Consider the following 19,775-nt stretch of genomic DNA (forward strand, 5'->3'; position numbering starts at 1 on the left):
AGGATTGAGTCATGAGCGAAATCCGTGTTCAGGTGAGGCCCAGGCCCGCGGGGTGGGCCGATGTGCCGAGTCTCGATCGCGCCCAGGAGGCGGTGCGCGATCGTGCCCGAGTCGCGTCCCTGGTCGTCAGGGGTGCTCCGGGCTCGGGGCGCACCACCTGTGCGCTCGCCGTGATGGAGGACGCGGCCGAGCGCGGTGAACGGGCGATTCTCCTCGTCCCGGACCGCGTGAGGGCGGATGCCCTGACTCCGCGCGTCCAGGCCCTCGCACCGCAAACGGTGCGCCCGGTGAGGACGCCCGCCTCCTTCGCGTACTCGGTGGTGTCGGCCTGGCGCCTGAATCGACACGATCCGCTGGGCCCGGTCGAACTCGTGACGGGCGCCCTCCAGGACGAGCTCATCGCCGAGCTCCTCGAGGGGGTCCCGGCGCCCTGGCCGGACTCACTGCCCTCCGAGATGCGCGCGATCCCCGCCTTCCGGGACGAGTTGCGCGATCTTTTCGCCAGGGCCGGTGAGGTGGGTTTCGACGGTGCGGCCCTCGCCGACGCCGGGCAGCGCTTCGCCCGCCCGGAATGGGTGGCGGCGGGCGCGCTCTTGGAGGCCTACCTCTCGGGCGAGTCCTTCTCGGTCGAGCACCGCGACGTCGTGCGGGTGGATCTGGCCAGGATCCAGTCGCTCGCAGCTGAGCTCATCGATGCCTGGGAGGCCGATGCTCCTGAGCGCGGCGTCGACGGGGGCTTCGAGGCCCCCGATCTCGTCGTCGTGGACGATCTGCAGGATTGCACGCCCTCGACGATCCGATTGCTCACCTCATTGGTGAATGCCGGAAGTCGCGTCATCGCCTTCGCGGACCCGGATGTGGCGATCGCCGGCTATCGCGGGGGCGAGCCCCATCTGGACGGCCGCTTGACTGCGGCGATCGACGCGGAGGCCATGGACCTCGGGGACGTCCACTGCCAGGGACCGCGTCTGCGCGTCTGCGTGAGCGGGATCGTGGAGCGCATCTCGCAGACGGGTTCGCCCGCGAGGCGTTCGGCCGGGGGGTGCGGCGCGCCGGACCCCGATGCCGTCCACGCCCATATCGGCGGCTCGAACGCCCAGCTCGGCGCCCATATCGCCCACGCGCTGAGGCAGCATCGCCTCCACGATTCCATCCCCTGGACCGAGCAGGCCGTCATCGTGCGTTCGGCCGGCCAGGCCGAGGAGTTCGCCCGCTATCTCCGCCGCGGCGGGGTGCCGGTCGAGGGCGGGGCGCGGGCTTTCGACTTCGCCGCCCACGCGACCACGCGCGCCCTGCTGGAACTCATCGGCGGGGAGGAGCGCCTCCGTGAGGAACAGCGCGCGCGTCTGCTCGTCTCCTCGCCGCTCATCGAACTCGACGGCCTGGAGCTGCATCGCTTCTTGGCGGGCCTCAACGCGCTGGCCCCCGCTGCTGGCGATGATGACGACGAGGAGCAGGCGGATTTCCTCATCGGCGTGAGCCGCCTCCTCGACGATCCGTCGCTGTGGCGGGGCCGTGCGGGCGGAGCACTGCCCGGGGCCCTCGAACGGGCTCACCGCCTCTGGAGGGAACGGGGCGGGGCGGGCTCCCTGAGGCCCCAGGAGGCCCTGTGGCGGATGTGGGAGCTCGCCGAGCGCGCCGAACCCTGGCGCGAAGGGGCGTTGAAGGGGGATGAGGACTCCGCGTGGTTCGACGACCAGCTCGACGCGGTCGTGGCCCTCATGCGCGTCGCTGATGTGTGGGAACAGCGCAATCCCTCGGGAACGGCGGCCGAGTTCGCCCGCGGGCTCCTCGACCGCCAGGTGCCGATCGACACCATCGCCCTCGTCGGCGTGCGGCCGCCCGGAGTCGCGGTGCTCACGCCCGCGCAGGCGATCGGCCGGCACTGGAAGGTCGTCGCCCTCGTCGGCCTCCAGGACGGCGTCTGGCCGAATACGCGCCTGCGCACCCGCACCCTGCGAGGCGATCTCATCACCGAGCTGGGAACGGGGCGGATCGCGGATTCCTGGGACGGGTCGGCTTTCCTCGATGACAACCCGAAGAACGCGCGCAAGGAGGTGCTCAACGACGAGCGCCGCCTCCTCGCCGCCGCGGTGTCGCGCTGCACGGGGGTGCTCCACATCGGGGCCGTGAGCGCTGAGGACGCCGCGCCCTCGGTCTTCTTCGAGCAGCTTGCGGCGAGCGCGGGCCTCGAAGGCGAAGACGCGCCGATCCTCTCTCCCGCCCCGGCGCCCCTGAGCCTCTTCGGCCAGGTCGCGGATCTGCGCCGTTGCGCAGCGCGCGGCGATGATGAGGCGGAATGCGAGGAGGCGGCGCTCCTCCTGGCGCTCCTGTGGCGGGAGGGCGTCGTCTCGGCGGACCCGGCCACCTGGACGGGTGAGGGCCCCCTCTCCTCGAGCGAGCCGATCGCCTCGGGAGTCGTCCGATTGAGCCCGTCGAAGTTCGAATCGGCGATGAAGTGCCCGCTCAAGTGGTTCTTCTCCGACATCGGCGCTGAAGGTCCCGCGGGCGACGCCCAGAGGATCGGCACGCTCATCCACGCGATCGCCGAGAAGGCGCCCCACGGAGACGAGGAGGCGCTCGAAGAGCTCTTCCAGGCCGAGCTCCGCGAACTCGACATCGACACGGGGACGTGGGAGGGGCAGGCCTTCGTCGAGAAAGCGCATCAGCGCCTTGAGAACCTGGCGTCCTATTTCGTCGGCGTTCCCGGCGACGTGGACACCGAGACCCCGATCGACGTCCGGATCGGCGATGCGGTGATCGGCGGCAGGATCGACCGCATCGAGAAGGTGGACGAGGGCGTGCGGATCGTCGACCTCAAGTCGGGGTCGGCGATCTCTGTGAGCGAGGCGGAGCTCCATCCCCAGCTCGCCCTCTACCAGCTGGCCCTCGCGGAGCTGGGCTTCGACGTCGTCGGCGCGAGGCTCGTGTATCTCAACGGCAACAAGCCGGCTGAACGCCGACAGAAGGCCTTCGACGAGGAGACGCGTGAGCACTGGCTCGACGCGCTCAAGACCGTGGCGGGGACCCTTCGCTCCAGCTCCTTCGTCGCGAAACCGGATCGGAAGACCTGTCAGCACTGCTCATTCACGAAGGTGTGCCCCGCCGACGAGCGGGGCAGGAAGACGGTGGACTGAAATGGGGGAGAGCATGCTGTCGGCCAAGCGGATCCAAGAGATCGTGGACCCGAAGGTCGTGCCCACGGCGGAGCAGGAGGCGATCATCGAGGCGCCCCCCGGGCCGCTGCTCGTCGTCGCGGGCGCTGGCTCGGGCAAGACCGAGACGATGGCCATGAGGGTCTTGTGGGCACTGGCGAATCACGAGGAGCTCACTCCCGGTCAAGTCCTCGGACTCACCTTCACGAAGAAGGCCGCCGGCGAACTCGCCGAGCGGCTCTCGGAGCGCGTTTGCCTCCTCGCGAAGGCGGTGCCGCGGATCGATGCTGCGGAAGCCCCGGTATCGCTCACCTACAACGCCTTCGCTCAGCGGATCGTCGGGGAGCACGCGCTGCGCATTGGAGTGGATCCTGACTTCCGCATGCTCGGTGAAGCCGGCTGCGTCCAGCTGATGACGGACATCCTCATGGCCTGGCCGAAGGCCATCGATACGGAGATGTCGATCGCCACCGCCGTGAATCAGGCCCTGAGCCTTTCCGGGCAGCTGGCGGAGCACGAGTACGACCTCGAGACGGCGCGCGCACGCCTCGAGGAGTACTCGGCGGAGCTCGAGGAGATCCCCGCGAGCAACGATGCGATCCGCAACGCGATCCGCGCGAATCGACGGCGCATCGCCCTCCTCGACCCGATCGGGGAATTCCAGCGCCGGAAGAGGCGGATGGGGGTCCTCGACTTCTCCGATCAGCTCGTCCTCGCCACGCGGATCGTGCACTCGTCGCCCGAGGCGGTCGCCTCGATCAGGGGCGAGCACCGCTTCGTGCTCCTGGACGAGTTCCAGGACACCTCGGTCATCCAGATGAGTCTGCTGTCGGCCCTTTTCCACGACCATCCGGTGACGGCCGTCGGAGATCCCAATCAGGCGATCTACGGGTGGAGGGGCGCTTCGGCCTCCTCCCTCGACTCCTTCCTCGACAGGTTCTCCGCGAAGGGCGCCGGGGGGCGGATGCTCGCCCTGTCCACGGCGTGGCGCAACGACCGCCGGATCCTCACCGCGGCGAACCGGGTCGCCGAGCCGCTGAGGCGGAGCGCGCGCACCGCCCCCTCGCCCCTGCTCGTCGAATCGCCTTTCGCCGACGAGGGGGATGCGCGCGTCGCCTATTCCTCAACGGTTGAAACCGCAGCCGCCGAGGTCGCCGAGTACATCGAAGGACTCAGGCGCGCGCATCGGGGCGAGGACTATTCGATCGCGGTCCTCGCGAGGAAACGCAAGCACTTCCTCCCCATCGATCACGCCCTGCGCGATCGCGGGATCCCGACGCAGATCATCGGTCTGGGCGGTCTGCTCGACCAGCCCGCCGTCTCCGACCTGAGATCGGCCCTCGAGATCACCGAGGACGTCCAGAATTCCCCCGCGCTCCTCCGCCTCCTCGTCAGACTCGATCTCGGAGCGGCCGATCTGGCGATCCTCGGCAAATGGGCCGGGGAGCTCGCGGTCCGGCAGGGGCGCGACCGGCATTCGGCCTTCCTCCTCGAAGCCGTCGACAATCCGCCCGAACCCGGATGGCGGCGCTCGAAGGAGTCTCCCGCCTTCACCGGAACGGCGTGGCGACGGGTGAGTCTTCTCGGTTCCCGCCTCAGGGCGCTGCGCTCCCTGAGAGGACGCGGACTCGTCGATCTCGCCGAACGTGCGATGAGCCTGCTGTCCATCTCCGATGATGCGATCGCCGATCCCCTCGGGGTGGGGGCGCGCGAGGCCCTCGACGCCTTCATCGACGTCATCGCCGATTTCGAGGAATCCGTTGAGTCACCGACTCTCTCGGGGCTCCTCGCCTGGCTCGCGGCGGCCGAGGAGAACGAGAGGGGCCTGGCGGGCCCCGCGGTCGAGGCGGATCCTCTCGCCGTCCAGATCCTCACGGTCCACCAGTCGAAGGGCCTGGAGTGGGACGGGGTGATCGTCTTCGGCCTCACTGACGGATCCTTCCCCTCGCACGACTCATCCAAGAGCATCACGTGGCGCGATGAGCCCCCGGCGACTTCAGGGTGGGTGAATAACCCGGGGGAGCTCCCGCACCATCTCCGCGGGGACGCGATCGATCTGCCCGACTCGAGCATCGACCTCACCGCCGGGAGGACTCCCGCGGCCGCGTTCAAGAATTGGCTGGAGGGTAGCTACAAGCCTGCGCTCGGCAGGCACGCCGAACGCGAAGAACGTCGCCTCGCTTACGTGGCCCTCACCAGGGCGAAGCACGACGAGCTCCTCATCGGATCCTGGTTCGATACCGCGACGAAGCCCCATCCGCCGTCGCGCTATCTCGAAGAGGCCCGCTTCGCCCTCGTCGACGATGCGAGGACGGTCCTCCAGACCCGGCAGATCGCCTTCGCGAACGGGAGGAGGGAGGACCTGGACGATGAGTCGGCCGAGACCCTCGACCGCCGCCTCAAGGAGCTCGAGTCGGCCGTCCCCCCCTGTCCGCAAGACGAGGAACTGGAGAACCTGCGCGCGAAGGGCGAGGATCCGCTCTTCCCCGTCGCGCCGGGGCCCTCGCGCGAACTCGTCGCGGAGTCGGCCGAACGGGTCCGCCGCGCTCGATCCCAGCTGCATTCGGACGCGGATGTCTTCGCCGTTCTCCTGGACATGGGGGACACGGAACGGGTGCGCGATGTCACGGCCCTGCTCAAGGAGCGTCGCCTTCGCGCTGAAGAATCCGAGCAGGTGATCTGGAGGGACCGGATTCCCGCGACCTCGGTCTCCTCCCTCTTGGAGGATCCGCGTTCCTTCGCGCTCAAAGCGCGCCGCCCGATGCCGACCCCGCCCGCGGCGAACTCCTCACTCGGCACGCTGTTCCACCTCTGGGCGGAGCGTCAGCTCCATCAAGCTTCGGGCGAGCTGTGGGAGGAACCGATCACGGGCCTTGAATCCCTCGACGAAGCCGGGCGCGCCCGCTTCCAGAAGATGACGGACCACTTCGTCCGACTCGAAATCGTCAGGACGGGTTCGCCGATCGCGATCGAAGAGCCCTTCTGCCTCGAGCTCGCGGGAATGAGCATCGCGGGCCGCATCGATGCGGTCTTCTCCGATGCGCAAGGGCGCACCGTGATCGTCGACTGGAAGTCGGGGATGACGCCGAATCCGGGAACGGATCCGGCGAAGCTCCGCTACTTCGCGACGCAGCTCAGGCTCTATCGGGCCGCATGGGCGCGCGTCCGCTCAGTGCCCGAGAGCGAGGTCGATGCGCTGCTCGCCTTCGTCGCAACGGGTGAGGTCATCGATCTGCCGACGATCGAGGGGCTCGCGGGAGTGGACCCCGAGGTTCCGATCGAGGAACTCGTCAGGCACGCCCTCGAATCCCAGGGGCGCTCGTCCGACGAGGAGTGAACGAGGAGGAGCGACTGCGGTCCGCTGCGGGTGGAACCGCAGCGGGCTCATCAAGATGCGTGATGCGAGAGGGGGGACGGGGCCCTAATCCCGGTCGAAGTCGTTGAGGTCGAGGCGCTCCGTGGGAGCCTCATCCTCGGAAGCGCTGCGCATCGCCGACGACGAAGCACTGCTCGCCTCCGGTGATGAAGCACTGTGCGCCGCCGACGAATCCGAGTCGTCAACAGGATCGCTCAGCGCGCGCCTTCGCGGGATCAGATCCGCATCTCCGAGGTCGCGGCTCAGCTCCGACAGCATCTCGCGCGCATCAGCGATGATCGAACGATCCTCCGCATGAAGGCCGTGGACGAGCCATCTCACGATGGCGAGCTCCGAGAGCAGCTGGGCGCGGGTGAACAGCTGGAGGTCGCTCCGGCTGCGCTCCAGGGAATAGGCCTCCTTGAAACGCTCGAGGAAGGCGTCGGAGGCCTGGGCGAGCACCCAGGCGATGTCCTGAGCGGGGTCGCCGAGATGGGCGGAGGTGAAGCCGGTGAGGGCCCTGACCGTACCGGACTCGACGATCACCGAGTTCCCCTGCAGATCCCCGTGGATGGGGGCGGGGGCGAAGCGCCACAGCGACACCTCGTCGAGCGCCGCCTCCCAACGGTTCCACAGATTGGCGGGGATGAGGATCTGCGTGGCGGCCTCGTCGAGCAGGGCCAAGAGGCGATCTCGGCATTCCTGCGTGGTGTATGCGGGCAGGTGGATGCCGGTGTAAACGGCATCGGGCAGATTGTGGAGGGAGGCCAGGGCCTTGCCGAGCGATGCGGGGAGGAGATGGGGGTCGTTGAAATCCTCGGCTTCCATCATCGCCCCGCCGAGGTCTTGATGGACGATGACCCGGTCGCCCTCGGGAGTGAGGGCGGTCCCGTGGATCCTCGGGACGTCGAAGGGGATGCGCTTGGCGTCCTTCGCCTTCGCGAGGCGCGAGAGAACGCCGGACTCGGCGTCGAGGTCGAGTCCGCCGACCGTGTCATGCGGGCATACGACGGTCCACTTGTTGCCGGAAACGTCGACGATGCCGGTCACCGACATGACTTCGTCTGAGAACTGCGGGGGGCGCAGCCCGGCGACCCGGAGTCCGGGGACAGCGGCTGTCGCCAGGGCTGCGAGTTCGAGGGGGGTCTTCGCGCGCATCACGCTTCCACGGTACATGCCCGAGGGCCTCGGCGAGACGAAGACCCCGAATATGCGGACGCGCATCGGCCTCCGTCCACAATCGGGCGAAACGGCCACACGCACGGCCCCGGATTTGGTACTTTCCGAGCATTCGATGCGAAGGCGCGTCGAAGCTGACGGTTTCGATGAGTGGGACATCTCATTCGGGAGTGCTTATGGCGGATGAGGCCATTGATGACCACCTGGACTGGATCCGGGAACGGCTTGCGGCGGGCGGAGTCGATCCGGCGACCTCGCCCGAGACGATCGATCGCATCATCGACGACGCGATCGACATGCTCTCGGGCCCGATGTCCGTGCCCGAACGCGAGGATCTGGCGCGGAGCCTGCAGGCCGCGATCGTAGGGCTCGGGCCCCTGCAGCCACTCTTGGACGATCCGAGCGTGGAGGAGATCTGGCTGAACTCGCCCTCCCGGGTCTTCGTCGCGCGCAACGGAGTGCCCGAGCTGACCACGGTGATCCTGTCCGATCAGGAGGTCCGCGATCTCGTGGAGCGGATGCTCCACCATTCGGGGCGCAGGCTCGACCTGTCGAGCCCCTTCGTCGACGCGATGCTCTCGGGAGGCGAGCGCCTCCATGCGGTGATCCCGCCGGTGACGGCGGGCCACTGGTCGGTCAACATCCGCAAGCACGTCCAGAGGGCCCGATCTCTGGCCGATCTCGTCGAGGCGGGCATGGCGTCCTCGGCGATGGCGGCCTTCCTGCGGGCGTCGGTGGTGGCGGGGCTGTCGATCGTGGTGTCGGGGGCGACCCAGGCCGGCAAGACGACGCTGGTGCGGGCGCTGCTCGGCGAGGTGCCGAGGACCCGGCGCGTCATCTCCTGCGAGGAGGTCTTCGAGCTCGGGCTTTCGAATCGGGACTGCGTGTCCTTGCAGACCAGACCGGGCAATCTCGAGGGACGTGGCGAAGTGACGCTGCGCGACCTCGTGCGCGAGACTCTGCGGATGCGGCCCGAATGCCTCGTCGTGGGAGAGGTGCGCGGCGCCGAGGCGCTCGACCTCCTGCTCGCCCTCAATGCGGGCGTGCCCGGGATGGCGACGGTGCACGCGAACTCCGCGAAGGAGGCGCTGTCCAAGCTCACGATGCTGCCCCTGCTCGCGGGAGAGAACGTCCGCTCCGACTTTGTCGTCCCGACGCTCGCGGCGAGCGTCGACCTCGTGTGCCATGTGGATCGGGATTCTTCGGGGCGGCGCCGCGTGACGGAGATCCTTCATCTTCCGGGCAGGGTGGAGGCGGATCGGATCGAGACCTCGCTCCTGTGGTCCTTCGACGGCGTCCGCGCGAAGCGCGGTTCGGGAACTGCTGAGCTGCATGAGCGCTTCGCGGCCGCCGGCGCGGACCTGTCGTCCCTCCTGGGGGCCGAGGCATGAGCGCCTATCTCGTGGGACTGGTGATGGGGGTCGGCTGGGTCCTCATCTTGAGCGCCCTCTTCGGCGCCCCGGCCTTCTCCCCGCCCGCGCCCGGGTGGTATCCGGCCTGGGCCGATCAGGTGACGAGGGCGAGGATCACGGGATTGACGCCGCTTCGCCTCGTGGGCGTCAGTGCCGCCGTGATGCTCGTCATCGCGCTGGTCGTCTACGCGTGGACGGGCGTGGCGGCCGTGGCGGGCATCGTCTGCGCGATCTGCGCGCCGGTGCCGCAGATGCTCGTGGCGGCGAGGGCCCGCGCCTGGGCGAAGAAGTCCCGCGAGGCCTGGCCCGAGGTCATCGATTCGCTCGTGTCGGGCGTGCGCGCCGGGTCCGGGCTGCCGGAACTCCTCGCGGAGCTGGGTGAGACGGGCCCGGAGGAGCTCCGCCCTGCTTTCGCGAAGTTCGCCCTCGACTATCGGGCGGAGGGCCGCTTCGACACGGCGCTGACACGGCTCAAGGGGCGTTTGGCGGATCCGGTCGCCGATCGGATCGTCGAGGCCCTGCGCCTGGCGAGGGAGGTGGGCGGCGCGGATCTTTCGGTGCTGCTCCGGGATCTGGGGGTCCTGCTGCGCGAGGACGCCAGGGTGCGCGGGGAGCTCGAAGCCCGCCAGTCCTGGACGGTCAATGCGGCGCGTCTGGCGGTGGTCGCGCCGTGGCTCGTTCTCGTGATGATCTCCGCGCAGCCGAGGGCGGCGGCCGTGTGGAACACCCCCGCGGGGATCCTCATCCTCGTCTCGGGCGCGGGGGTCTGCGTGATCGCTTACCTCGCGATGCGCGCGGTGGGGCGTTTGTCGTCCGATCCGAGGACTTTGCGGTGAAGGGCGTGATGGGGGCCCTGGGCGGTGCGAGTCCGGCACTCGTCGGTCTCGCCTTCGGGGCGGGGGTCGTGCTCGTCGCGGCGGCCATCGCTGCGGGGCGCCCGAACTTCGCCCGGCGGGTGGCGGCCGGCCGTCCTGCGAGCATGCGCGCTCCGGGGAGGGGGAGGGGATCCTCCGTCTTCGCGGCTCTGGCGGATTCCCTCGGGTCGACGACGCCGACGGTCGTGCGGCGCCTGGTTCTCCTGGGCGCGGATCCCGATCCGGCCCCCTTCCGTCTGCGCCAGGCGCTCGCAGGCGGTGCGGGAATGGGGTGCGCGGTCGCTTTCGGCGCGCCTTTCGCGTGGTCGAGAGGGGCGAGCGGTCTCGCCTCGCTCATCGTCCTCGGAGCGCTCGGCGCCTTGGCGGGCGTCGCCCTGTGGGATCGTCTCCTCACCGTGCGGGCGAATGCGCGCCAGCGCCGGATCGACGCGCAGGTGCCCGACGCCTCGGAGCTCCTGGCCCTGGCCGTCGGGGCGGGGGAGTCGATTCCTGCCGCTCTGGAGCGGGTGGCGCGGATCTCGAACTCGGATTTGGCTCATGAGATCGAGGTGACCGTTGCGGAGATCAGATTGGGGCTGCCGAGCACGAGGGCGCTCGGCGAACTGGGCGCGCGCAATGACTCGGCCCCTTTGGATCGCCTGTGCCAGACGCTGATCACGGCGATCGAGCGGGGCTCCCCGCTCGCCCGGGTGCTTCACGATCAGGCGAGGGACATACGTGAGGCGTCGCGCCAAAGGCTCTTGGAGGAGGGCGGCAAACGGGAGATCGCGATGCTCCTGCCGGTCGTCTTCCTCATTCTCCCGGTCACAGTGCTCTTCGCGCTGTATCCGGGGCTGATGGCTCTCGAACTGATGCCCTAGGTCCGTGGACAGGGGCTTCGTGATTCCCCGTCCGGGGAGGATAAGGAGATGGTAAATGAATGAGTTCAACGGGATCGGGGCCCGTGCGCGAGGACTGCTCACGGCGTTCCGCGATGGCGTCCTCGCCCGGGCGAGGACGCAGGGCGACCCCGAGCGCGGGGACGTGCCGGGCTGGGTGCTCATCACCTTGATGACGGCGGCATTGGTCGTCGTGATCTGGGGAGTGGCTTCGGATCGACTCGTGGAGATCTTCAACCGTGCGATGGATTCGCTCTCTGCGATCTGAGGAGGGCTCCGAGGTCGTGTCCCACGCCCTCGTGCAGGTCATCGTCCTCATCGTGGTCCTGGCGCTCCTCCAGTTGGCCTTCGCCTTGCACACGCGGAACATGGCGATCGCGGCAGCGGGGGAGGGCGCTCGTCGGGGAGGGCTCCTCGGGGGCTCTCAGGCCGAGGCGGTCGATCGGACGAGGGCGCTCTTCACGGACTTGGCCGGTGCTCACGATGCCCGGATCAGAGCGGAGCGGAAGGGCGTCGACGGGGCCGAGGTCCTCGTGGTGACGGTGACGACCAGGATCCCGATCCTCGTGTCATGGGGGCCGCAGTGGCTCACGGTCTCCGGTTCTTCTCTGATCGAGGAGGGATGATGAGGCGTTGGGCCCAGGAGGACGGTGAGGCGACGGTGGAGTTCGTCGGCCTCGTGTTCCTGCTCGTCGTCCCCGTCGTCTACCTCGTGGTGAGTCTCGCGCAGGTGCAGGGCGCTCTTTTCGCCGCTGAGGCGGGGGCCCGGGAGGCGTCGCGGATCCTCGCGGAGGATTCGGGGGACGAGGCGAGGGCGCTCGCCCAGATCGACCTGGCCTTCGACGACTTCCATGTGGCCTCGAGCCCCCGGGCCTCCTTCGGGTGCCGGGTGTGCTCCGGAGCCGATCGTGACGTCGAAGTCGAAGTGTCGGCGCTCGTCCCCCTTCCCTTCGTCCCGAGGTGGGCTCAGACGCGCCTGGCGATCCCCATCAAGGCCCGTTCGGCGACCCTGGTCGAGGGCGTGCGCCTCGATGAGTGAGAGGGGGAGGCGCGTGGGCTTCGGGGGGATCGGGGGCCGAGGGGAGGAGGAGGCGGGCCGGATCGGCCTGCTCATGGGCGTCTGCCTCCTCATCGTCGTGTCGTTCCTCTTCGTTTCGGCGACGGTGACGGCTGTGGCGATCGAGGATCGCCGCCTCCTCGCCTGCGCGGATCGACTGTCGGTGGCGACGGCGGGGATCATCGACGCCTCCGCGTATTACGGCGGCGCGGGCCGCGTCGAAGTGGTGGTGTCGGCGCGTGCCGCGCGGGGTGCGGCGGAGCGGGCGCTGGAGGCGCTCGAAGGGTCGGTGTGCGATGTCGGCGCAGGGGTGTCGATCGTCGAGGTCGAGCGGGAGGCGGCGCGGGTCCGGGTCGGGGTGCGGGCTCGGGCGGTTCTGCCGATCGTGCCCGGGGTGTTGCAGGGGGTGGGCGCACCGGTTCTCGTGCGCGAGTCCACGGCGAGGGTCGCCATGAACCCCTGAGCGCCTTCAGGTGGGGCGCAGGCTTTGAATGGGTGAAGAGCGTCTATGGTGACGGTCAATGATCGGTATAGTGATCCGCTTGAAAGACATGCGGTGGTCAACATGTGGAAAGGGTGTGTCATCAGTCGGCGATGACTGCCACTATTTCGCGTATGAGCAATCTTGATCTGTCACGACTGTCCGACACCCTTCGCCCGGTCTATCAGGCCGTCCTCGACCGCGATCCCGCGCAGCCCGAATTCCACCAGGCCGTCTACGAGGTCCTCCTCACGATCGCGCCCCTGGCTGAGAAGTACCCCGAGTACGCCGATCTCGCGATCTTCAACCGCGTCGTCGAGCCCGAGCGCCAGCTCATGTTCCGCGTCCCCTGGGCCGATGACTCCGGCCGCATTCACGTCAACCGCGGCTACCGCGTCGAGTTCAACTCCGCGATCGGCCCCTACAAGGGCGGCCTGCGCTTCCACCCCTCGGTCAACCTCTCGATCATCAAGTTCCTCGGCTTCGAGCAGATCTTCAAGAACTCCCTCACCGGCCTGCCCATCGGCGGAGGCAAGGGCGGCTCAGACTTCGACCCCAAGGGCAAGTCCGACGCGGAGGTCATGCGCTTCTGCCAGTCCTTCATGACCGAGCTCTCCCGCCACATCGGCCCCGACACCGATGTCCCCGCCGGCGACATCGGCGTGGGCGGCCGCGAGATCGGCTACCTCTTCGGCCAGTACAAGCGGATCACCAACCGCTACGACGCCGGAGTCCTCACCGGCAAGGGCCTCAACTGGGGCGGCTCCTTCGCCCGGACCGAGGCGACCGGCTACGGCCTCGTCTACTTCGCCGAGGAGATGCTCAAGGCCCGCGGCACCTCCTTCGACGGCAAGAAGGTCGTCGTCTCCGGCTCGGGCAACGTCGCGATCTACGCGACAGAGAAGGCCCAGCAGCTCGGCGCGACCGTCATCGCCGTCTCCGACTCCTCCGGCTACGTCGTCGACGAGGCGGGCATCGACGTCGCCCTGCTCAAGGACGTCAAGGAGGTCCGGCGCGGCCGCGTCTCCGACTACGCGGACGAGCGCCCCTCGGCGCGCTTCGTGTCCGGCGGTTCGATCTGGGATCTTCCCTGCGATGTCGCCCTTCCCTGCGCGACTCAGAACGAGCTCCCCGTCGAGGCCGCGAACACCCTCATCAAGAACGGCGTCCAGCTCGTCGCCGAGGGCGCGAACATGCCGACCACGCCCGAGGCCATCGAAGCGCTCCAGGCCGCGGGCGTCGCCTACGCCCCGGGCAAGGCCTCGAACGCTGGCGGCGTGGCGACCTCGGCGCTCGAGATGCAGCAGAACTCGGGCCGCACCCAGTGGGCCTTCGAGGAGACCGACGCGAAGCTCCACCGGATCATGGTGAACATCCACGAGGCTTCGGTCGCCACCGCCGAGGAGTTCGGCGTGGCCGGGGACTACGTCGCTGGCGCGAACCTCGCGGGCTTCAAGAAGGTCGCCGACACGATGGTCGACCTCGGCCTCATCTGATCCGATCGCAGCCGTCGGGGGTGGTCCGGGTCCTCCCGGGCCACCCCCGATCGTGCATCGCGCGCCGAACGCCGCGCTCGGGCCGTGCTCTCGCCGCGCTCAGACCGTGGCGTGCTCTGAGCGCAAGAGCCAGGCCTTGTCCGACTCGACCGAGAGGCGCACGATCCTGCCCTCGTCCAGGAGCTCGTCCTCGCGAGGATCCGAAACGACGCAGATGACCGTGCCGAACTCCGTCTCGATCTCGTACTCGATGGTGTCCCCGTAGAAGACGCTGGTGATGATCTGGCCGAGGTCGCCGGTGAGGGCCTGGGGCTTGTCGTCGACGGGGCGCAGGCGCAGGGACTCGGGGCGGACCATGAGGACCACCTCCTCGCCGGCGAGGGCAGCGGCGCGCGCTCCGGGCTCGGAGGGAACGAGGATCTCCGCGCCGAGCGCGCGCACGCGAACCCTCTCCTGCGAAATCGCATCGAGGACCGCGGTCCTGAGGAAGTTCGCGCGGCCGACGAAGTCGGCGACGAAGACGGACGCCGGGTGGAGGTAGATCTCCGAGGGCGTGTCCGCCTGCTCGATGCGCCCGGCGTTCATGACGACGATCCGGTCGGACATCGCCATCGCCTCGGACTGGTCGTGAGTGACGTAGACGGAGGAGATGCCGAGGCGCTTCTGCATGCGGCGGATCTCGATGCGCATCTTGACGCGCAGCTTCGCATCGAGGTTCGACAGCGGCTCGTCGAAGAGGAGGACCTTCGGACGGACGACCATGGCGCGGGCGAGGGCGACGCGCTGCTGCTGGCCGCCGGAGAGCTGCGACGGCGCCCGGTTCGCCATGGCGGTGAGGTTCATCGAGGCCAGGGCGACGTCGACGGCCTCGTCGAGTTGGGCTGCGGGCATCTTCTGGAGCTTGAGGCCGTAGGCGACGTTGTCCCGGACCGAGAGGTGGGGGAACAGGGCGTACGACTGGAAGACCATGGACATGGGGCGTTTGTTCGGGGGGATGACGACCATGTTCTCGCCGTCGAGGAGGACCTCTCCGGAGGTCGCGTCCTCGAAGCCCGCGATCATGCGCAGGGTGGTCGTCTTGCCGCAGCCCGAAGGGCCCAGGAGGGTGATGAACTCCCCGGGTTCGATGTCGAGGTCGATGTGGTCGACCGCGGTGACCCGGTTGTCGCCCTCGCCGAAGGTCTTCGTGAGGGAGACCAGTGAAAGGCGTCCGGTCGGTGCAGGGGCCTCGAGTGCAGTGCTATCAGTCATTTCGTCTTCCTAAGGTGTGGGGCGCTCACAGGCCCGCGCGGTTCTGGGCGGCCGGTGCGTTGTCGCGGACGAGGATGTTGGTCAGGCCGATCACGGCCATCACGATGAGGATGAGGATCGTGCAGAACGCGAAGGCGTTGCCGAAGCGCCCCGCATCGACCTCGGAGAGGATCTGCGAGGTCATGATCTTCGTCTTCGGTGTCGTGATGAAGATGATCGGGGAGAGCGTCGTCATCGAACGCGCGAAGGCGTAGGTCAGGCCCGCGATGAATGCGGGGCGGATCAGGGGCATGGTCACGCGGGCGAAGGTCTGCAATCCGGAGGCTCCGAGCGAGGTGGAGGCCTCGTCGATCGACTTGTCGATCTGCTGGAGGCTGGCGATGCCCGAGCGTTGGCCCGAGGGCATGGATCGTGCGACGTAGACGAGGATGATCGCCAGCGCGCCGCCGAAGACCGCGCTCCCCCCCGCCAGGGCGGGCATGTACTGCCGTCCGGCGAAGATGATGGGCTGGTTGTAGGTGATGAGGTAGCCGATGCCGAGGACGGTGCCGGGGACCGACAGGCCGAGCATGCCGAGGAAGTCCATGACGCCCGCGCTCGCCTTGAGGCGGACGACGACGAGCCAGGCGACGACCATGCCGAGGATGCCCGCGATGGGGGTGGCGATGAGGGCGAGGATCGTCGTGTCGATCATCGCGTCGTTGCCGATGCCGGACAGGACGTAGCGGAAGTTGTCGAGCGTCGGGGTGTTGTCGACTCCGAGGATGTTGACGAAGGCGCCGACGATCACGGTGGCGTAGATCGTCACGATGAAGAGCGCGACGAGTGCGGTGCCCGCTCCGAGGAGGATGCGGGCGACGGGGGCGCGGACGAGGCGCACCCGGCCGGCGGGCTTGCCGGTGACGGTGACCGCGGAGGAGCGTCCCGCCCAGTAGCGCTGGATGAGGAAGACGAGGAGCGCGGGCACCAGCAGGATGAGCGAGTAGGCGCTGCCCGCGGCCGTGTTGTACTCGCCGTTGATCGCGATGTAGGCGCGTGAGGCGAGAACGGTGAAGTCGCCGCCGATGACGAGCGGATTCGCCAGGTCGGCGATCGCTTCGACGAAGAGGAGGAGGAAGGATGCGGCGAAGCCGGGGATGAGCATGGGGAGGGTGACGGAGCGGAAGACCTTCCACTGGGACGCTCCGAGGGAGGCCGCGGCCTCCTCCATCGCCGGATCGAGGTTGCGGAGCATGCCGAGCATGTTCATGTAGGCGACGGGGAAGAAGGAGAGGGTGAGGACGAGCGTGAGCCCCGGGAGCCCGTAGATGTTCCACTGCTGGCCGAGGACCTGGGTCGAGATGATCCCGTTGCGCCCGAAGAGGGTGATGGACGAGGTCGCCACTGCGAATGGCGGGGAGACGATCGGGATGAGGGCGATGAGGTGGAGGATCTTCTTGCCGGGCAGGGCGACCCGCGCCTGAATGAAGGCGAGGAAGAAGCCGATGAGCGTTCCGGCGAGCCCGACGACGACGCCGAGGATCACGGTGTTGAGGATGATCGTCCGGTTGGTGGAACTGGCGAAGATCGAGGTGAGGACTGACAGGCCGTCGGAGGAGAAGGCCCTTGAGAGGATCGTGATGAGGGGGAGGAGGACGAGGAGGAAGAGGACGACGAAGACGATGGCGACGAGGGCGATCGTCGTGGGATCACGGCGGACGCGTGTCGAGCGGCGCGTCGTGCGCGTTCCCCCGACGGAGTCTTCGAGCCGCGGGGCTGCGGGAGCGGACATGGGGTTTCCCTTCGAGTGAGGGCCGAATCGGTCGGATGAGCCTGGGGCGGGCGGCTCGGGGCCCGGGCGCGCGCCCGGGCCCCGAGCTCGGTCACTCCTTGGGCTGCGCGGCGATCTCCTCGTCGAAGCGCGCGGTGAGCGCGGGCTTCGCGGCTGCGGCCGCCCCGAAGTCGTAGTCGATGAGCTTGACGTCGTCGAGGTTCACCATGCGCTCGTCGGTCTTGGCGTCGGGGTGCGTGAGGACCTGGTAGGAGCCGACGGTCTGGCCGACGTTCTGCGCATCGGGCGAGATGGCCCAGTCGATGTACTTCTGCGCGGCTTCCTTGTTCTTGGAATTGGCGACGAGGGCGACGCCGCCGATCTCGTAGCCGGTCCCGTCCTCGGGGAAGGAGACGACGAGGTCCTTCATGCCCTCTTCGCGGTACTTCACGCAGTCGTGGGAGAAGACGAGGCCGACGCCCACTTCGCCGCGGCCCGCGATCTGGCCGGGCGCCGTGCCGGATTTGGTGTACTGGAGGACGTTGTTGTGGAGCTGCAACATGTACTCGAAGGCCGCGTCCTCGCCTCCCAGGCGCGTGCGCTGCGTCCACAGCGTGGTGAAGGCGGTTCCGGAGGTGGAGGGGTGCGCGGTCGAGATCTGCCCCTTGAGGGCGGGGTTGAGGAGGTCGTCCCAGGTGGTGGGGACCTTGACGCCGAGGCCGTCGAGGACCGTCTGATTGGAGCAGAATCCGAGGACTCCGACGTAGACGCCCGTCCAGTAGTGCTCGGCGTCCTTGTACTTGTCGGGGATCGGCGCGGCGCTGGGGGAGTCGTAGGCTTCGATGAGGCCCTTCTCCGCTGCTGCGCCGTAGCCGTCGACGGGGCCGCCGTGCCAGACGTCGAATTCGGGGTTGTCCTTGGCGGAGTCGAGCCGGGCGACGGTCTCGCCGGAGGAGAGGCGGACGTAGGTGGCGTCGATGCCGGTGGCCGCGGTGAAGGTCTCGGTCCACTTCTGGCAGAGGTCCTCCATCGCGCCGCAGGCGACGGTGATCGAGCCGGTGCCCTCGGCGGTGCCGGATTGGGTCTGGTCGACCGCGCATCCGGTGAGTGCGAGGCCGCCCGCCGCGGCGAAGGCGAGAAGGGCTGTCCTGGTCCTGGTCATGGGATTCTCCTTTGAATATCGACACGCGGCTGGGTCGACTCTGACCCCGTGCCATGCCCCCATCGTCGCGGAGCGCGGGGCGCGCGTGGTCGCGGCTCGGCAACAAGGGGTAACGCCTTCGTTACCGTTCCTCGTGGAGGCGGGGCATGGTGTAGCCCACGGAGCGCACGGAGCGGATGTAGGTGCGCCCGTGTTCGCCGAGTCCCTGGCGCGCCCTGTACGCGGTCATCTTGATCATGTCTTTCGCCCCGGCTGCGTCGTGCGTGGCCCACACTTCGTTGAGGAGGGTGCGGTAGGAGACGGGCTGCCCGAGATGACGGGCGAGGGCGATGACGAAGCGCGTTTCCGTGTCGGGCATCTCGAGAATGCGTCCGCCCAGTTCGATGCGGTTCTCACGCATGTCGATGAGGAGGCCGCCGTTGACGAGGACCTCGTTCTCCCGGCCCCGCCATCGGCGGACGAGGGCTTTGGCGCGCAGCGAGAGTTCTTTCGGGCTGAAGGGCTTGGTGATGTAGTCGTCGGCTCCGGCTTCCAGACCGCGGATCCTGTCGGATTCCTCCGATAGCGCGGTGATCATCATGATGGGCACGTCGGAGACGGCGCGGATGCGCTGCGCGAGGCTCACGCCTCCGATGGTGGGGATCATGAGGTCGAGGAGGACGAGGTCGAAGGTCGCGGAGGTGAAGGCGCTCCACGCCTTCGCTCCGTCGTTGGCCTCGACGATGTCGAATCCGGCGGTTTCGAGGGCGAAACGCATGATCATGAGGATCTGGGGCTCGTCATCGACGATGAGGGCCCTGGGGTTGGTGGTGCGCGCCGCGTCATCCACGGGTCTCAGCCTCCTTGAGCATGGTGGTATTCGGATCGCGGGGAAGGACGAGATAGACGGTGGTGCCTTTCGTTGAAATCGTGTCGACCAGGACCCGTCCGCCGTGAAGGTCGACGACTTTCTGGGTGACCATCATGCCGAGTCCGGTTCCGGGGCGCCGTGAGCCGCCGGTCGCGAAGGGGACGAAGAGGCGCTCGCGGTCCTCGGCGCTCATTCCGGCGCCGTCGTCGGAGACGGAGATCGTGGCGCATTCGTCGGAGTCCGCCAGACTCACGCGGATCGAGACGCCTTCTCCGGCGTGCCGCGCCGCGTTGTTGATGACGTTGGTGATGGCCTGGCTGATGAGCCGCTTGTCGGCGCGCATGGAGACGGGCGCGCCGTGGTTGTCGAGGCGGATGGGCGTGGAGTGGACGCGGCGCATCTCGACGACGCATTCGCGCACGACGGTGCGCATGTCGACCCGATCGAGGCGGAGTTTGAAGAGCTCGGACTCGATGCTGGCTTCGGCGAGGAGGTCGGAGGCCATGTCGATGACCTGGTTGGAGTTCTCCGCGATGGTCTTGGCGAAGGTCCTCTGCGTCGGGTTCAGGGGGCCCGCCGCTTCGTCGAGGAGGAGTTCGGCTGCGCCGCGCACGACGGTGAGGGGCGTGCGCAGTTCGTGTGAGAGGACGGAGGGGCGTCGGATGCGTTCTTCGTGGAGGCGTCTCAGGCGCGCGAGTTCCGCTCGCGCGCGGTCGAGTTCCCGGCGCGTGCGCCACGCGTATCCGGCGAGGGCGACGAGGATGAGGGCGAGGAGCGCCCAGGCCCACAGCCATCCCATCGTCCTTCGCCTCCGTCGCTTCACTGAGCTCTCTTTCCAGCCAAGGTTAATTGCAGAGCGCCTCTTGCAAAACCT

At 68.5% G+C, this 19,775-nt stretch carries 16 protein-coding genes; 10 read left to right on the plus strand and 6 right to left on the minus strand.

The features are described from left to right. Nucleotides 1-11 precede the first annotated feature (11 nt). Nucleotides 12-3,137, plus strand: a complete 3,126-nt coding sequence (locus HD592_RS03905; protein WP_184452042.1) for a PD-(D/E)XK nuclease family protein — start codon at nucleotides 12-14, stop codon at nucleotides 3,135-3,137. 1 nt (nucleotide 3,138) lies between these two features. After that, nucleotides 3,139-6,492, plus strand: a complete 3,354-nt coding sequence (locus HD592_RS03910) for an ATP-dependent helicase (RefSeq protein ID WP_184452043.1) — start codon at nucleotides 3,139-3,141, stop codon at nucleotides 6,490-6,492. Between the two features lie 84 nt (nucleotides 6,493-6,576). Here HD592_RS03910 and HD592_RS03915 read toward each other — a convergent pair whose 3' ends face one another. Then, a complete protein-coding gene (locus HD592_RS03915) occupies nucleotides 6,577-7,668 on the minus strand; it encodes a phosphotransferase (protein WP_246429977.1) in 1,092 nt (363 codons plus the stop codon). 197 nt (nucleotides 7,669-7,865) lie between these two features. Between HD592_RS03915 and HD592_RS03920 the strand changes: the two genes are divergently transcribed. The 8 genes from HD592_RS03920 to gdhA all read left to right on the plus strand — a co-directional run bounded on the left by HD592_RS03920 (nucleotide 7,866) and on the right by gdhA (nucleotide 13,888). Then, entirely contained in the window at nucleotides 7,866-9,080 is a 1,215-nt protein-coding gene (locus HD592_RS03920) for a TadA family conjugal transfer-associated ATPase (protein ID WP_184454412.1), read from the plus strand. Continuing rightward, nucleotides 9,077-9,937 carry a type II secretion system F family protein gene (locus HD592_RS03925; protein WP_184452045.1) on the plus strand — a complete coding sequence of 287 codons (861 nt, stop codon included), beginning with the start codon at nucleotides 9,077-9,079 and terminating at the stop codon, nucleotides 9,935-9,937. Before HD592_RS03920 ends, HD592_RS03925 begins: the two co-directional genes overlap by 4 nt. Beyond that, entirely contained in the window at nucleotides 9,934-10,836 is a 903-nt protein-coding gene (locus HD592_RS03930) for a type II secretion system F family protein (protein WP_343058726.1), read from the plus strand. Before HD592_RS03925 ends, HD592_RS03930 begins: the two co-directional genes overlap by 4 nt. A 55-nt stretch (nucleotides 10,837-10,891) precedes the next feature. Beyond that, nucleotides 10,892-11,122: a hypothetical protein gene (locus HD592_RS03935; RefSeq protein ID WP_343058825.1), complete on the plus strand. Its 231-nt coding sequence runs from the start codon at nucleotides 10,892-10,894 to the stop codon at nucleotides 11,120-11,122. A gap of 16 nt (nucleotides 11,123-11,138) precedes the next feature. Next, on the plus strand, nucleotides 11,139-11,480 hold the full coding sequence (locus HD592_RS03940) for an ABC transporter (protein ID WP_343058727.1): 342 nt from the start codon (nucleotides 11,139-11,141) through the stop codon (nucleotides 11,478-11,480). Continuing rightward, nucleotides 11,477-11,893: a hypothetical protein gene (locus HD592_RS03945; protein WP_184452049.1), complete on the plus strand. Its 417-nt coding sequence runs from the start codon at nucleotides 11,477-11,479 to the stop codon at nucleotides 11,891-11,893. Before HD592_RS03940 ends, HD592_RS03945 begins: the two co-directional genes overlap by 4 nt. Beyond that, complete coding sequence (locus tag HD592_RS03950) at nucleotides 11,886-12,374, plus strand: hypothetical protein (protein ID WP_184452051.1); 489 nt, start codon at nucleotides 11,886-11,888, stop codon at nucleotides 12,372-12,374. The genes HD592_RS03945 and HD592_RS03950 overlap by 8 nt, the downstream gene beginning before the upstream one ends. Before the next feature lie 152 nt (nucleotides 12,375-12,526). Further along, complete coding sequence (gdhA, locus tag HD592_RS03955) at nucleotides 12,527-13,888, plus strand: NADP-specific glutamate dehydrogenase (RefSeq protein WP_184452053.1); 1,362 nt, start codon at nucleotides 12,527-12,529, stop codon at nucleotides 13,886-13,888. A 99-nt stretch (nucleotides 13,889-13,987) separates the two neighbouring features. On the opposite strand, the gene HD592_RS03960 is transcribed toward gdhA, so the two are convergent. The 5 genes from HD592_RS03960 to HD592_RS03980 form a co-directional block, all read right to left on the minus strand. Continuing rightward, on the minus strand, nucleotides 13,988-15,139 hold the full coding sequence (locus tag HD592_RS03960) for an ABC transporter ATP-binding protein (protein WP_184452055.1): 1,152 nt from the start codon (nucleotides 15,137-15,139) through the stop codon (nucleotides 13,988-13,990). A 25-nt stretch (nucleotides 15,140-15,164) separates the two neighbouring features. Beyond that, nucleotides 15,165-16,910 carry an ABC transporter permease gene (locus tag HD592_RS03965; protein ID WP_184452056.1) on the minus strand — a complete coding sequence of 582 codons (1,746 nt, stop codon included), beginning with the start codon at nucleotides 16,908-16,910 and terminating at the stop codon, nucleotides 15,165-15,167. 91 nt (nucleotides 16,911-17,001) lie between these two features. After that, nucleotides 17,002-18,051, minus strand: coding sequence for an ABC transporter substrate-binding protein (locus tag HD592_RS03970; RefSeq protein WP_184452057.1), 1,050 nt, complete (start codon nucleotides 18,049-18,051; stop codon nucleotides 17,002-17,004). Between the two features lie 121 nt (nucleotides 18,052-18,172). Continuing rightward, entirely contained in the window at nucleotides 18,173-18,880 is a 708-nt protein-coding gene (locus tag HD592_RS03975) for a response regulator transcription factor (protein ID WP_343058728.1), read from the minus strand. Next, nucleotides 18,873-19,700, minus strand: coding sequence for a sensor histidine kinase (locus HD592_RS03980; protein WP_184452059.1), 828 nt, complete (start codon nucleotides 19,698-19,700; stop codon nucleotides 18,873-18,875). Before HD592_RS03980 ends, HD592_RS03975 begins: the two co-directional genes overlap by 8 nt. Nucleotides 19,701-19,775 lie beyond the last annotated feature (75 nt).

It is taken from the genome of Schaalia hyovaginalis (assembly GCF_014208035.1).
GTDB classification, from domain to species: domain Bacteria; phylum Actinomycetota; class Actinomycetes; order Actinomycetales; family Actinomycetaceae; genus Pauljensenia; species Pauljensenia hyovaginalis.